This is a genomic window from Loktanella atrilutea, from assembly GCF_900128995.1.
GTDB classification, from domain to species: Bacteria; Pseudomonadota; Alphaproteobacteria; order Rhodobacterales; family Rhodobacteraceae; genus Loktanella; species Loktanella atrilutea.
Genome location: NZ_FQUE01000006.1, coordinates 142238 through 155608, shown reverse-complemented (window position 1 = coordinate 155608; position 13371 = coordinate 142238). Strand labels below are relative to the sequence as shown.

At 67.4% G+C, this 13371-nt stretch carries 14 protein-coding genes; 6 read left to right on the top strand and 8 right to left on the bottom strand.

The features are described from left to right. Positions 1-11: 11 nt before the first annotated feature. The 4 genes from BUA54_RS13655 to BUA54_RS13640 all read right to left on the bottom strand — a co-directional run bounded on the left by BUA54_RS13655 (position 12) and on the right by BUA54_RS13640 (position 3879). The gene (locus tag BUA54_RS13655) at positions 12-626 is read right to left on the bottom strand and encodes a hypothetical protein (RefSeq protein WP_072857806.1); all 615 of its coding nucleotides are present in this window, start codon (positions 624-626) and stop codon (positions 12-14) included. Continuing rightward, complete coding sequence (locus tag BUA54_RS13650) at positions 626-760, bottom strand: aa3-type cytochrome c oxidase subunit IV (protein WP_072857805.1); 135 nt, start codon at positions 758-760, stop codon at positions 626-628. The genes BUA54_RS13655 and BUA54_RS13650 overlap by 1 nt, the downstream gene beginning before the upstream one ends. A 219-nt stretch (positions 761-979) precedes the next feature. Next, complete coding sequence (locus tag BUA54_RS13645) at positions 980-2005, bottom strand: MBL fold metallo-hydrolase (RefSeq protein WP_245810675.1); 1026 nt, start codon at positions 2003-2005, stop codon at positions 980-982. 170 nt (positions 2006-2175) lie between these two features. Further along, on the bottom strand, positions 2176-3879 hold the full coding sequence (locus BUA54_RS13640) for an acyl-CoA dehydrogenase (protein ID WP_072857803.1): 1704 nt from the start codon (positions 3877-3879) through the stop codon (positions 2176-2178). Between the two features lie 80 nt (positions 3880-3959). On the opposite strand from BUA54_RS13640, the gene BUA54_RS13635 reads away from it, so the two are divergent. After that, positions 3960-4928 (top strand): L-threonylcarbamoyladenylate synthase, encoded by a 969-nt coding sequence (locus tag BUA54_RS13635; RefSeq protein WP_072857802.1) that lies wholly within the window; start codon positions 3960-3962, stop codon positions 4926-4928. Positions 4929-4971: 43 nt separating this feature from the next. Further along, entirely contained in the window at positions 4972-5910 is a 939-nt protein-coding gene (locus BUA54_RS13630) for a cation diffusion facilitator family transporter (protein ID WP_072857801.1), read from the top strand. Between the two features lie 155 nt (positions 5911-6065). Here the strand turns inward: BUA54_RS13630 and BUA54_RS13625 are convergent, their stop codons facing one another. From BUA54_RS13625 to ubiA, 3 genes are all read right to left on the bottom strand, one after another. Further along, a complete protein-coding gene (locus BUA54_RS13625; RefSeq protein ID WP_072857800.1) occupies positions 6066-6392 on the bottom strand; it encodes a hypothetical protein in 327 nt (108 codons plus the stop codon). 17 nt (positions 6393-6409) lie between these two features. Further along, the gene (locus BUA54_RS13620; RefSeq protein WP_072857799.1) at positions 6410-8302 is read right to left on the bottom strand and encodes an OmpA family protein; all 1893 of its coding nucleotides are present in this window, start codon (positions 8300-8302) and stop codon (positions 6410-6412) included. A 67-nt stretch (positions 8303-8369) separates the two neighbouring features. Next, positions 8370-9341, bottom strand: a complete 972-nt coding sequence (gene ubiA, locus BUA54_RS13615) for a 4-hydroxybenzoate octaprenyltransferase (protein ID WP_084114405.1) — start codon at positions 9339-9341, stop codon at positions 8370-8372. 11 nt (positions 9342-9352) lie between these two features. On the opposite strand from ubiA, the gene BUA54_RS13610 reads away from it, so the two are divergent. The 4 genes from BUA54_RS13610 (at position 9353) to BUA54_RS13595 (ending at position 12905) form a co-directional block, all read left to right on the top strand. Beyond that, a complete protein-coding gene (locus tag BUA54_RS13610; RefSeq protein WP_072857798.1) occupies positions 9353-10069 on the top strand; it encodes a 16S rRNA (uracil(1498)-N(3))-methyltransferase in 717 nt (238 codons plus the stop codon). A gap of 67 nt (positions 10070-10136) precedes the next feature. Next, positions 10137-10964, top strand: coding sequence for a GNAT family N-acetyltransferase (locus BUA54_RS13605; RefSeq protein WP_072857797.1), 828 nt, complete (start codon positions 10137-10139; stop codon positions 10962-10964). Further along, positions 10957-11475, top strand: a complete 519-nt coding sequence (locus tag BUA54_RS13600; RefSeq protein ID WP_072857796.1) for a hypothetical protein — start codon at positions 10957-10959, stop codon at positions 11473-11475. Before BUA54_RS13605 ends, BUA54_RS13600 begins: the two co-directional genes overlap by 8 nt. Positions 11476-11534: 59 nt before the next feature. Further along, positions 11535-12905 (top strand): glutamate--cysteine ligase, encoded by a 1371-nt coding sequence (locus BUA54_RS13595; protein WP_072857795.1) that lies wholly within the window; start codon positions 11535-11537, stop codon positions 12903-12905. 153 nt (positions 12906-13058) lie between these two features. Here BUA54_RS13595 and BUA54_RS13590 read toward each other — a convergent pair whose 3' ends face one another. Continuing rightward, positions 13059-13202, bottom strand: a complete 144-nt coding sequence (locus BUA54_RS13590; protein ID WP_425434969.1) for a hypothetical protein — start codon at positions 13200-13202, stop codon at positions 13059-13061. Between the last annotated feature and the right edge of the window lie 169 nt (positions 13203-13371).

Here is a 13371-nt window from a genome sequence, read left to right as displayed (position 1 = left end):
ACCGCCGCGCCTCAGCGCAGCTGCATCTCGATTTCCGCGAGCGCCAGCGCCTTGTTGTCCGGGTCGTTTTCGCGCCATTCGCGCGTCGTGACGCCGGGCAGTCGGCCGAAGGCATCGGCCAGCGTGTTGGGGAAGAAGGTCTGCGGCAGGGACGACAGGCCCGGCAGCTTTCGTAGCAGTCCGGAGGTTGCGCTGGTGCAAAATGACCGTGCCACGGGGCCATTGGCGAGGGCCAGTTGCAACGCCTGTTCGGCCACCGCGTCGCTGACCGGAAGGGTCTGGCCCAGCACGTAGTAGGTCTCTCGCGCGTGGTAGCTGATGTAGTAGGCCTCGACCTCGGGCGTAACGCCGAAGAGGACATCATTGCGTTCCGCGATGGTGCTGTGACGGAAGCTGCCGGCAGGGTCGAAGATGATCCTCTCGCCGGGCGCGTCGATCAGCAGGCTGGTGTGCGCGCCGCCGCCGGAGGACACGCTGCGCATCGTGAACAGCCGCAGGACCCGCGGACCGGGACCGGCAAAGCGCTTGGCCGCGATCATGTCCGGTGGGGATGAGGTCTGCGGTGCCGCGCAGGCGGCCATCGCCGCCAGCGGCAGGCCGCAGACGAACGCGCGACGCGAGATCATCAGCCGTTTGCGAGCGCGAGCAGGATCAGCAGGACGACGATCGCGACGGCGCCGCGGGACACGAACCAGATGAAGCTGTCGAAGGTCTTTTCCTGTACGGTGATGTCCATTTCGCCGTGCTTGTGGTCTGCCATCTGCATCGTCCTTGTCTGATGTGTCGGCCCCGTCCTAGCCGATCCCCGACGGTCTGTCACGCCCCCGCGGATCGCCCGGGTTGCGTCAGTTTGCCCTCCGCAGCGGGGGCGGTCCGGAGGCTGCTGTCAGGCCGGAGGCCCGCGATGGCATCGTGCGTGATCGACTTTGACACGGCGCTCGGCGCGAGGGCGAATCGCCGGGCCGGGGGCGGCCCGGCGTCAGGAGACGGCCTGATAATACCAAGCGTCGTCGGCGCCCCTGCTGCGGGTGGCGCGTCCGGTCTGGTGGAGGTGGTTCAGGTGGGCCACTGCCTCTGCAATCGCCAGACCATAGGTTTCCGGGCCGATGGCGCGCTTGAATAGCGGGGCGAAGCAGTCGCCGGCGGTCCGCGGCGTCGCGATATGGTCCTGCAGGCGGTCGAGGGCGGCATCGTGATTCTCGATCATCTGGGTCAGCCGCAGGGGCAGACCGGTGTAGGGCAACTTGTGGCCGCCGAGGACCAGCTGGTCCGGTCGTGCGTGGGGCTGGAAGCGGCGGCAGCTGTCGATCCAGTCGCCGACGGGGTCCGCCCCGGGTTCTGTGGGATATACGCCGAGATTCGGGCTGATCGAGAGGAGCAACTGGTCGCCGCCGATCACGAGGTGATCGTCCCGTGACCAGAATGTCGCGTGTTCGGGCGCGTGGCCCTCGCCCATGCGGATGTCCCAGATGCGTCCACCGATGCGGATCGTGTCGCTTTCGACCAGCCGGGTGTAGCCCGGCGGCAGGGGGTGGACGCAGTCGGAGAAGTTGAAAGGTCGTTCCCGCTGCCGGCGTACGAGCGTTTCGGGGTCCATGCCGGCGGATCGCCAGAAGGCGATCTGCGCCGGGGTCGCCCGGTCCTGGGTGTCGAGGGTCAGCATCCGTGCCATGAGCCAGGCCGTTCGCGTCATCAGAAGTTCCGCGCCACGGGCCATGAACCAGCCGGCGAGGCCGACATGGTCCGGGTGGTGATGAGTCACGATCAGGCGGGTGACGGGCTTGCCCGCGAGGGGACCGTCCATCAGGTCCTGCCAGTGTGCCCGCGTGGTGCGGCTGTCGAAGCCCGTATCGACGACGGTCCAGCCGTCACCTTCGTCGAAGGCGTAGATGTTCACGTGATCCAGCGCCATCGGAAGGGGCAGGCGCATCCAGAGCACGTCTGGGGCCACGGTAATGACGTCACCCGGGGCGGGCGGATCGGGAAAAGGGGTGGTGATCTTCATGTGCATGGCCTGACGCATCGGGGGCGCAGGGGCAAGGGGGGACGGTGGACAACGCTGTTGCCCGCTGCGCGGTCAAGGCGCCCCGCCCACCGTCCCCGACGACCCTCAAGCTGCCTGATCTGCGCGGCCCGCACGGTCCGGGCGGCGAGGCGGGACATGGGAGCGTCCCGTCAGGCCGCGAGATCGTCCGGGGAGATCTCCAGCAGGTTGTCGGCGCCCTCGCGGACCTGGGTCAGGAGGCCCGTGACCTCTGGCAGGAGACGCCTGATGTAGAATGTCGCGAGGCGTGCCCGGCCGCTGTCGCCGTGGATGGCGGCAGCGAGGTGGGCATGGCCCCCGAGGACGCGGGCGAAGGCGGCGAGGTAGGGCACGGCCCCGGCGAACCGTTGCTGCAGGTCGGTCTGCGCCACCAGCCAGTCGGTCGTTTCGCGCAGATCCTCTGCCGCTTGCCAGACGGCCTCTGCCAGATCGGCATGGGTGGCCCGCGCGCCTTCGGCGCCGGTCTGGATTTCCTCGATCAGCAGGCGGGCGGCCTCTCCGCCGTCCATCAGCTTGCGGGCCACGAGGTCTATCGCCTGAATGCCATTGGTCCCCTCGTAGATCGCCGTGACGCGGACGTCGCGCAGGTACTGGGCGGCGCCCGTCTCCTCGACGAAACCCATGCCGCCGTGGACCTGCACCCCGGTCGAGGCGACCTTGATGCCGGTATCGGTGCCGAAGGCCTTGGCGATCGGTGTGAGAAAGGCCGCGCGGGCACGCCAGGCGGCGTCGTCCGTGGCGGTCGTCATGTCGATGGCGCAGGCACACATCAGGGCGATGGCACGGGCGGCAAAGATGTCGGCCTTCATCTCTGCCAGCATCCGGCGCACGTCGGCATGTTCGATAATCGACCCGCTGCCGCCGGCCTTGCCCTGACGCCGGTCCTGCGCGTAGGCCAGCGCATGCTGGTAGGCCCCTTCGGCCACGCCGATGCCCTGCGTTCCGACGCCGAGGCGGGCGTTGTTCATCATGGTAAACATCGCCGCCATGCCGCCATTCTCCGGCCCGACCATCCAGCCGGTGGCGCCGGCGTAGTCCATGACCGCCGTGGGACTGCCGTGCAGGCCGAGCTTGTGTTCGAGGCTGACGACCCGCAGGTCGTTGGCCCTGCCGGGATTGCCGTCTGCGTCTGGAATGAATTTCGGCACGAGGAAGAGGCTGATCCCCTTGGTCCCCGGCACGCCGTCCGGCAGGCGGGCGAGGACGAGGTGGCAGACGTTGTCGGTGAAGTCGTTGTCGGCCCAGGAGATGTAGATCTTCTGGCCCGTGATCGCATAGGTGCCGTCGCCGTTATCCTCTGCCTTCGTGCGCAGGGCGCCGACGTCGGACCCGGCCTGCGGCTCGGTCAGGTTCATCGTGCCGCACCATTCGCCCGAGATGAGCTTCGGGATGTATAGGTCGCGCAGCGCGTCGCTGGCATGATGTTCCAGCGCCTCGATCTGGCCTTGGGTCATCAGGGGGTTGAGTTGCAGCGACAGGCAGGCTGCCGACATCATGTCGTTGACGGCGGTGGTCAGCGCCATCGGCAGGCCCATGCCGCCATTGTCCGGACTGGCGGACATGCCGATCCAGCCGCCCTCGGCGATGGCCCTGTAGCCATCGGCGAAACCGGGGGAGGTCCGCACGATGCCGTTTTCGAGGCGCGCGGGATGCAGGTCACCGGCGCGGTTCAGGGGGGCCAGCACCTCCTCGCACATCTTCGCGGCCTCGGTCAGGATCGCGTCGGTCATGTCCGGCGTGGCCTCTGCGAACCGGTCCGTCGCGGTCACGGCCTTGAAACCGGCCAGATGGTCGAGCAGGAAACGGAAATCGGCGACGGGGGCACGGTACGGCATCAAGGCTCCTCCTCGGGTCTGCTTGGCATTGCGGGCGTGCTGCGTTAAGCACGCGCGATCCTGACCAAGGTAGCCGCCCCATGCAATCGCGCAATGACAACGCCACGTCAGAGACGATCCTGCTGCCGGCGGATGCGGCGGGGCTGACCCGCGCGGCAGAGGTGCTGGGGGCGGGTGGCCTGATCGCCTTTCCGACGGAGACCGTCTACGGCCTTGGAGCCGATGCCCGGCAATCGGATGCGGTCGCAGGGATCTATGCAGCCAAGGGGCGTCCCAGCTTCAACCCGCTGATCGTCCACGTCGCCGATCTTGCGGCGGCAGAGGCGCTGGTGACATTCACCCCGCGGGCCCGCCAGCTGGCGCAGGCGTTCTGGCCTGGCGCCCTGACTTTGGTGCTGCCGTTGCGGGCGGGGGCGGGTGTGTCGTCGCTGGTGACCGCGGGTCTGTCGACGCTGGCAGTGCGGGTGCCGGCGCATCCAATCGCGCAATGCTTGCTGCGCGCCTTCGGCGGACCCGTCGCAGCGCCGAGCGCCAATCCATCGGGACGGATCAGCCCCACGACAGCGGCGCATGTGCTGACGGGACTCGGTGGCCGGATCGCCGGTGTGGTCGACGGGGGACCCTGCGGGGTCGGGGTCGAGTCCACGATCCTCGACCTGACGGGCAAGCCGGTGCTGCTGCGCGCCGGAGGCATACCGGCAGAGGCGCTGGAGGCCGCGATTGGTGCGTCGCTCGATCGTTCGTCTGAGACAGGTGCCATTACAGCGCCCGGCATGATGGCCAGCCATTATGCGCCGCGGGGCACCATGCGGCTGAATGCGACCGCGGCGCGACCGGGTGAGATCCTGCTGGGGTTCGGTGAGGTGCAGGGCGACCTGAGCCTGTCGCGCGCCGGCGATCTGCGGGAGGCGGCGGCGAATCTGTTCGACTGTCTGCACCGGCTGGACGCAATGGCCGCCACAGCGATCGCCGTGGCCCCGGTCCCTGCGCACGGGCTTGGGGCTGCCATCAACGACCGTCTGTCGCGGGCTGCCGCACCACGGGACTGAACCCGAGGCCGTCGACCCGCGTTGTCACGTAAAGGGGACCTTCATGGCCGGACATCATCATCACGTCGACCCAAGCGCGGGTGATCGCCGGATCGCCGCCGCAGTGGGGGTCAACCTGCTGTTGACCGTGGCGCAGATCGTCGGCGGCATCCTGTCGGGCAGCCTCGCGCTGATCGCCGACGCGATCCACAACCTGTCAGACGCGCTGGCGCTGGTCATCGCCTTCGGGGCGCGCAAGATCGCCCGCAGGCCTGCCGACAAGGCGATGACCTTCGGCTATGCCCGGGCAGAGGTCGTGGCGGCGCTGATCAACTATACGACCTTGATCGTGATCGGCGTCTGGCTGGTCTACGAAGGCGTATCGCGCCTGATCTCGCCCGAGGGCGTCGACGGCTGGCTGGTGATCTGGATCGCGGCGATCGCGCTGGTGATCGACCTGATCACGGCGGCGCTGACCTATGCAATGAGCAAGGACAGCATGAATATCCGCGCCGCCTTTCTGCACAACGTCAGCGACGCGCTGGGTTCGGTCGGGGTGATCGTGGCGGGCGTGCTGATCCTGACCTTCGGCTGGACCTGGGTCGACCCGGTCGTGACGCTGGCTATCGCGGGCTACATCCTGTGGCAATCGCTGACGGAGATCGGTCCCGTGATCCGGCTGTTGATGTTGGGCAGCCCCGTCGAATCGGACGCGGATGCCATCGTCGCGGACATGCGCGCCGTGGATGGCGTGCAGGACGTCCACCACGTGCACCTGTGGATGATCGACGAAGGCCGCAACGCAGTCGATGCCCATGTCGTCGTCACCGAGGGTGACTGGGACCGGGCGGATGCGGTGAAGGACGCGGTGCGGTTGGCCCTGAAAGGGCACGACATCTCTCATGCCACGCTGGAAATCGAGTGCAGTCGCCATGCCTGCCATGACCGGCAGCTTTTCGGCGAGAAGACCGCGGTGCATGCGGCGCACAATCACAGTCACTAAGGCTGGAATGGCAGACCGGACTCCGGTCCGGCTTCAGACTTCGCCAGCATTGATCCGACATTTGCTGGCGGCGCGGGCTTTCCGGTATCGCGAGGCGTGCGGTGCAGGGCGGCCACTCCGAATTTTCTAGAAAATTCGGCAGCGCGGAACGCCGGTCAGCCGGCGCTTTGGCGCTCGATGTAGGCGCGATATTCCTCCGCCTCGCGGCGGGCGTCACGCAGACCGTCCATCGCGGCCCGCAGTTCGGCTTCGGTCTGGGACAGCTGGTTGGTGATCTCGGCCTCGCGCTGCTGCAGGTAGGTGATGGCCTCGTCGCGGGTTTCCTCGGCCTCGTGCAGGGCCTGTGCCATGCGGTCCAGTTCGCCGATTTCAGCCTTGGTCACGCGGGTCGCGCGGTTGACCAGCCAGCTGGCGAACCAGCCCATCACGAAGGCGGCGAAGAGGATGATCGCCGTGGCGACGATGAATTCGGTACGGTTCACGGCTCTGTCCTGCTCTGTTATTCGGTGGTCTCGGTCGCCGCATCCGGCGCGGCCTCAGTCTCGGTCGCGGCCTCCACCTCTTCAAGGGCCGTCGGCTCCTCGACCGTCTGGATCAGCGAAAAGGCAATGCGGCGGTTGGCTTCGCGGCCTTCGGGCGTGCCGTTGTCGGCGATGGGATCGGCCTCGCCGTAGCCCACGGAATCGAAGGTGCCGACGGCGACCCTGCGGATGCGCAGCGCATTCAGCACGGCATCGGCGCGGGTCTTGGACAGAGCCTGGTTCATGTCCTCGCCGCCCTGGCTGTCGGTGTACCCGGCGATGCGCATCTGGATGTCGGGGCAGCGTTGCAGGATTTCGGCGATATCGTCCAGCACCGGCTGGCTGTCCGAGGTCAGGGTGGCGGAACCGGGGTCGAACAGGATCTTGCGCCCGTCGGTGACGGTGCCGATGTTGGCGATGCATTCCTCCGGTGTGGGCAGACCCGCGATGGGATCCAGTTCCTTCACATAGGTGATGTCGAGGTCGGCTTCCGCCTCGGGCCCGAGCTTGTCGATCAGCAGGTTCGTGACGATGGCCGGCGCCTTGGTGTCGCCGGTGTTGCCGGTGACGGCGATCCGGTCGGGGGTCACGTTCACCACGCCGTTCGCCAGCTGCGCCAGTGCCTCGATCCCCGCCAGCACGCGGACGTTCCAATCCTGCGGTAGATCCGCGACGACCCTTGTCCCCATGGTGACGTTGGCCGCGCCGAACTTCGCGGCAGCGTAATTCTGGGCCGTGGTGTTGGCCAGATCGTCGGTCACGCGTCCGCGCAGTTGAACGTTGCCCTCGGGGCTGCGCGTGGCGGTGAAGGTCGGTGGGCCCCCTGCCGTGGCTTCGGGCTTGCGGGGCAGATCGACGGTGAGCGCGTAGACATCGGGCAGGGCGTTTTCCAGCACGCCGGCGACGCGGTCGAAGGTATCCTGATCGGTATCCTCTGTCCCGACGAGGGTGACGTCCGTATCGGCCAGCGTCACCGTCCCGCCGCCGATGTCGGCGACGGCCTTGATCGCCAGCGCCACCGCGGTGCCCCATGTCCGCGAGGGCACGCCGAGCGCCTGCACGCAGGTCGACCGGCCCGTGAAGCCCGCGTCGGTCGCGGCGGCCATGATCTTCTGCTCGGTCTCGAGGCTGTCGACGGCGCAGGCGGCGAAACGGGCGCCATCCGCATCGATGGTGAAGCGCGTCGTGTAGGGAGAGATGACCGGCCGCGGCGCAGTGATCCGCACCGTGCGCTTCACACCGTCGGGCACGTTGCGGGCCAGTGCTGTCTCGAAGTTTGCCTTCTGTGCGGCGCTGTCGGCGATCGCGCTGATCGTGACTCGGTCGGCGCCGACCGAAATCTTGGACCGCGGCAACTGGGCGAGGGCGCGCAGGGCATAGGACATCGCATCGCGCCACCGTGGCGGGACGGGATAGTCCGCGGTTTCCAGCAGGTCCGTGACCGCTGCGCCCTTGGCGATCTCTGTAATCCGGGCATCGAGGGCATCGCGGTCCGTCTCTGTCGGGATCAGGCCGATGATCGAGATGCCGGTGTCGCCCCGCAGGATCTCGACTGCAAATTCCGGCGCCGCGATGTCGGCGCTGTCGGCCACGGTCATGTTGTCGATCACGCGGCTGGCATCCACGACACGGCCCGCGGCAGAGATCGCACGGAACCGGCTCGCCTCCGTCGGGGCCTGCCCTTCGAGGATGACCTGCAGGCCGTCGGCCAGCACACTGGCCCAAGGCATGTCGCCGTCGACCAGATCCTCCTGCACGGACACGACGGACACGTCCTCGACGACGGCGACGGTGGCTTGGGCGGCAAGGGTGCAGGCGACGGCGGCGATCAGGAAAACGCCGATGCGTGCGAACAGGTGTGACAGACGCATGGAAGAATCCTCGGGCTGAGTCTGGCGGTTAGTTAAGCGGCGCGGCCGGGCGTGGCAATCGAAGGGGTCATAACAGAAGCGCGCAGGCGAAAAACGGCAAGGGCAGGAGACCGGCATCGCGGTTCGACCGGAACAGGCGCAGCAGCACGGCGCTGTCGTCCGGGGCGAGGCGGGTCAGCTGCCATGTCAGGTGCCAGGCCAGCGCCCAGGGTCCCAGCAGCGCCACCAGCAGGCACGGCAGCGACCGGTCGAGGCCTGCGCCGATCACCGCCAGCGCCATCAGCGCCAGTGTGACCACGAGGAACGCCCGCAGCCAGCGCGGGCTGTCGTCGCCGAAAAGACGGGCCGTCGATTTCACGCCGATCAGGGCGTCGTCCTCGGTATCCTGATGGGCATAGATCGTGTCGTAGAACAGCGTCCAGCTGATACCGCCTAGATAGAGCACGACCGCAGGCCACCCGAGCGACCCGGTATGAGCGGTCCACAGAAGCAGCGCACCCCAGTTGAAGGCAAGACCCAGAAAGACCTGCGGCCACCACGTGAACCGCTTGGCGAAGGGATAGATCGCGACCGGGATCAGTGCTGCAATGCCAAGCGCGATGGCCGCTGGCGGAAAGGTCAGCAGGATCGCGAAGGCGATGCCGCACTGCACGATCATCCAGGCCAGCGCCTGCCTGACGCTCACCTGACCGCTCGGGATCGGCCGCGAGCGCGTCCGCGCCACGCTGCCGTCGATATGCCGGTCGGTGATGTCGTTCCAGGTGCAGCCGGCGCCCCGCATCAGGGCGGCACCGATCGCCGAGCCCACGATCAGCCAGACATCGAACCACGTGAAGCTGTCTGTTGCGAGCGCGGCAAGGGCCACCGCCCACCAGCAGGGCAGCAGAAGCAGCCATGTCCCGATTGGCCGGTCGAGGCGCGACAGTCGCAGGTAGGGCTGCCAGGCGGCGGGCGCGCGGGTGTCGACCCAGTTACCGGCGGAATCGGCCACCTGACCTTTCGCCGATGGCGCCTCTGGCATCCCGGTGGTCTGGGTCATATGTCTGGTCCATGGCTTCCAAAGTTCGCCTTTTTGTAGAGCACCCGCTGGGGGAAGGGCAAACGGTTCCGCTGGACCGGGACAGGGCCATGTATCTCTTTGCCGTGATGCGGCTGACCGTCGGCGACGTGCTGACCCTGATCAACGGGCGCGACGGCGCCTGGGACGCGGTGGTGATCGAAGGATCGAAGCGCGGCGGGACGCTGCGGGTTGACCGGCAGACCGGCCCTCATATCGCGCCGCCGGATCTGTGGCTGATGTTCGCACCGATCAAGAAGGTCCGGACCGATTTCATCGTCGAAAAAGCGGTGGAACTCGGCGTGGCCCGCATTCTGCCGGTGGTGACGGATCATACCAACGAAAAGGCGCGTCAGGACAAGCTGCAGGCCCACGCGGTCGAGGCGGCGGAGCAATGCGGCGGCACCTTCGTGCCGCAGGTGGCGGAGGTCGCGCGGTTGTCCGCCGTGCTGGACAGCTGGGACGACCGGCGGATCCTGTTCTGCGACGAGAGGCTCGCGGGCGCGACTGCGCTGCTGGACGGACTCGCGCCAGGTCCGTGGGCCGTGCTGATCGGGCCGGAAGGCGGCTTTTCCCCCGACGAACGCGACCGGCTGCACGCCATGCCGCAGGCGCAGGCCGTGAGCCTCGGTCCGCGCATCCTGCGGGCGGATACGGCCGCGGTGGCGGCGTTGACGCTATGGCAGGCCAGGTTGGGGGATTGGCGATGATGGAACATCGAAGCCGATTTTTCGACGAAAAATCGGAGACGCCCCGGGCTGGCGTTAGGCGGTCAAGATGCAGCGTGTGAGCCTGCAGGATCTGCCACGGGTCCGGACCCTGCTTGAAGCGGCGCCGCATCTGGCGATGTTCCCGTTGGGCAACCTCGACCGCTATGGCCTCGACGGGGAGGCACCGCGGGCGCCGATGATCTGGACGGACGGTGCCGCCGTGCTGTGCGTCACGCGCGAGGGCATGGTGATGGTGACGGGCGCGCCTGACGCCGCGCCCGCGATGGCCCGCGTGCTGGCGGGGCGCAGGGTGCGCGGGATCATGGGCGCGCGGGACATCGCCCGTGCGGTGCAACGGGCCGCCGGCCTTGGCCGCGCGGCGGCCAAGCTGGACGAGGACGAACCGCAGTTCCTGCTTTCGCTCGACAGGCTTCTTGTCCCCGACGGTCCCGGTGATCTGATCCCGCTGGCGGACGCGCCGCGGGACATGATGGCGCGCTGGCGCGTGGCCTACGACGTCGAGGCGCTGGGTGACACCGAAGCCGCGGCATCGGCGCGGGGCAGCACGGTCCTTGACACCTATCTGGTCGAAGACAGCCACCGGGTCCTGATCGTGGACGGCCAGCCGGTGGCGATGACCGGATTCAACACGACTTTGCCGGCCATCGTTCAGGTCGGTGGCGTCTATACGCCGCCCGACCTGCGCGGGCGCGGTCATGCACGCCGCGCGGTGGCGCTGCATCTGGTGCAGGCGCGCAGGGCCGGGGTGGCGCGGGCGACGCTCTTCGCTTCGGGTGCGGCGGCGGTCCGGGCGTATGAGGCGATCGGGTTCGAACGGGTCGGCGACTGGACTTTGCTGCTGTTCACGGATGACGGGGTGACGGTCGATGGCTGAGTTTCTGCGACCCGCGGCGCGGGCGGCGCTGTGGCGCTGGCGCGAGGTGCTGGTGGCAGGCGCCCTGGCCGCATTAGGGCTGTGGTGGGCGGTGGAGAGCATGGGAATCGTAAGATGGCTGGGCGTGACGCTGGTCGCGATCGCCGCCGGCGCAGGCATTGCCGGGGTGCAGCGGGCGCGGTTCCGACAGGACGGGCAGGGGCCCGGCATCGTCATGCTGGACGAACGGCGGCTTGTCTATATGGGACCTCTGACCGGCGGCGCGATGGATGTGGCGGACATGACGCGCCTGGAGCTGGAGCCCGCCGCCATGCCCGCGCCGCACTGGGTGCTGACGGGTGTCGGTGGTCAGGATCTGGCGATCCCTGTGAATGCCGAAGGGGCGGAGGCGCTGTTTGACGTCTTCGCCGCCCTGCCCGGCATTCGCAGCCGGGCGGTGCTCGAAGTGCTGGAACGCACACCGGGTGCGCGCGTCACGGTCTGGGAAAAGACGCGGACCCTCTTGCATTGACGGCCCGTTCGGGTCACGCCAGATAAGCTGTTGAAACCGACCTTGCAGAAGGCTGCCCCATGTCGATTCCCCAAACCGGTGGCGGCCCCATCGAAAGCCACGCGCAACTGGCAGAAATGCTGTCGAAGGGCTGCAAGCCCAAGGACAAATGGCGCATCGGGACCGAGCACGAGAAGTTCGGCTACATCAAGGCGAACCACCTGCCGCTGCCCTACGATGGCGACATCGGCATCAAGGCGATGCTGGAGGGCATGGCACAGAGGTTCGGCTGGGACCGGGTGGAAGAGGGCGGCAAGATCATCGGCCTGACCAAGGACGGCGCAAACGTCAGCCTGGAGCCGGGTGGACAACTGGAACTGTCCGGCGCCCCGCTGGAGACGATCCATCAGACCTGCGACGAGGTGAACCTGCATCTGGCGCAGGTGAAGGAGATCGCGGACGAGTTGGGAGCGGGCTTCATCGGGCTGGGCGCGGCGCCCGAGTGGACGCACGATCAGATGCCGCTGATGCCCAAGGGCCGCTACAAGCTGATGGACGCCTACATGGGCACCGTCGGGACACACGGGACGCAGATGATGCGCAGGACCTGCACGGTGCAGGTGAACCTCGATTTCAGTTCCGAAGCGGACATGGTGCAGAAGCTGCGGGTCGCCATTGCGCTGCAGCCGGTGGCGACGGCGCTCTTTGCCAACTCGCCGTTCTTCGAGGGCAAGCCGAACGGTCACAAGTCATGGCGCAGCCGGGTGTGGCGCGGGCTCGACAATTCCCGCACCGGCATGCTGCCCTGGGTCTTTGAGGACGGGATGGGCTTCGAGCGCTGGGTGGACTGGGTACTCGATGTGCCGATGTATTTCGTCTACCGCGACGGGAAATACATCGACGCGCTGGGCCAGTCGTTCCGTGATTTCCTGAAAGGTGAACTGCCCGCCCTGCCGGGCGAGAAGCCGCTGCTGTCAGACTGGGCCGACCACCTCACCACGGTCTTTCCCGAGGCGCGGATCAAGCAGTTCATCGAGATGCGGGGCGCCGACGGCGGTCCGTGGCGCAGGCTTTGCGCGCTTCCTGCCTTCTGGGTCGGTCTGACCTACGATCAGGGCGCGCTCGATGCGGCCTGGGACCTGTGCAAGGACTGGACGGCAGAGCAGCGGCAGGCCCTGCTGGTGGCCGCCTCGGTCGATGGCCTGCAGGCGAAGGTCGACGGCATCGACATGCATGCGCTGGCGCGGTCCTGCGTGGACATCGCCCACGCGGGCCTGAAGGCACGGGCGAAGCCGGGGGCCGGTGGCCTCGTGTCGGATGAGACGCATTTCCTGAACGCCCTGCAGGAAAGTGTCGAAACCGGGCAGGTGCCCGCTGATGAACTGCTGGCCAAGTACCATGGCGAGTGGAACGGCGACTTGAGCCGGATCTACCCGGAATACTCCTACTGAAGCCTGCGCCGCGTCGCCGAACTCTACGCGGCGCGGCGACGCGGTGTTGCAGCTGACACAGGACCTGAGCTGGCCGAAGGATCGCGCCCGATTGCTCCGCACAAGCGAGAGAAAGAACGCTTCAATATCTCCGACTGTGCGCAATCAGGGTGCTCAAAGACCCTTGACCGGCAGCTTCAGCACCACGTTACCGTACTTGTCACGCGGCACCTCGCCCGCGCGCATGTTCACCTGCGGCGACGGGATGATCGGCTTTGGTACAGCCAGCGTCGCGTCACGCTCGGTGCGGAATTTCACGAAGTCCTTTCTTGTGGCGCCATTGCCCACCTGGATGCTGTGGGTCCCCGTTGATCGACAGTGATACCCGATCCGACGCCCCGGGGGCGGCGGCCCCTTCCCAACACGCGATTCATAACTTCGAAAGAAAAATTAATTTTGGGGGGACATACACGCATTGCGATTATAC

What these genes read in the sequence shown, in the direction of transcription:
- BUA54_RS13635 (WP_072857802.1), top strand. Translation starts at nt 3,960, where the DNA reads ATGCAATCGCGCAATGACAACGCCACGTCAGAGACGATCCTGCTGCCG.
- BUA54_RS13655 (WP_072857806.1), bottom strand. Translation starts at nt 626, where the DNA reads ATGATCTCGCGTCGCGCGTTCGTCTGCGGCCTGCCGCTGGCGGCGATG.
- BUA54_RS13605 (WP_072857797.1), top strand. Translation starts at nt 10,137, where the DNA reads ATGCAGCGTGTGAGCCTGCAGGATCTGCCACGGGTCCGGACCCTGCTT.
- BUA54_RS13640 (WP_072857803.1), bottom strand. Translation starts at nt 3,879, where the DNA reads ATGCCGTACCGTGCCCCCGTCGCCGATTTCCGTTTCCTGCTCGACCAT.
- ubiA (WP_084114405.1), bottom strand. Translation starts at nt 9,341, where the DNA reads ATGACCCAGACCACCGGGATGCCAGAGGCGCCATCGGCGAAAGGTCAG.
- BUA54_RS13620 (WP_072857799.1), bottom strand. Translation starts at nt 8,302, where the DNA reads ATGCGTCTGTCACACCTGTTCGCACGCATCGGCGTTTTCCTGATCGCC.
- BUA54_RS13630 (WP_072857801.1), top strand. Translation starts at nt 4,972, where the DNA reads ATGGCCGGACATCATCATCACGTCGACCCAAGCGCGGGTGATCGCCGG.
- BUA54_RS13600 (WP_072857796.1), top strand. Translation starts at nt 10,957, where the DNA reads ATGGCTGAGTTTCTGCGACCCGCGGCGCGGGCGGCGCTGTGGCGCTGG.
- BUA54_RS13610 (WP_072857798.1), top strand. Translation starts at nt 9,353, where the DNA reads ATGGCTTCCAAAGTTCGCCTTTTTGTAGAGCACCCGCTGGGGGAAGGG.
- BUA54_RS13645 (WP_245810675.1), bottom strand. Translation starts at nt 2,005, where the DNA reads ATGAAGATCACCACCCCTTTTCCCGATCCGCCCGCCCCGGGTGACGTC.
- BUA54_RS13595 (WP_072857795.1), top strand. Translation starts at nt 11,535, where the DNA reads ATGTCGATTCCCCAAACCGGTGGCGGCCCCATCGAAAGCCACGCGCAA.
- BUA54_RS13650 (WP_072857805.1), bottom strand. Translation starts at nt 760, where the DNA reads ATGGCAGACCACAAGCACGGCGAAATGGACATCACCGTACAGGAAAAG.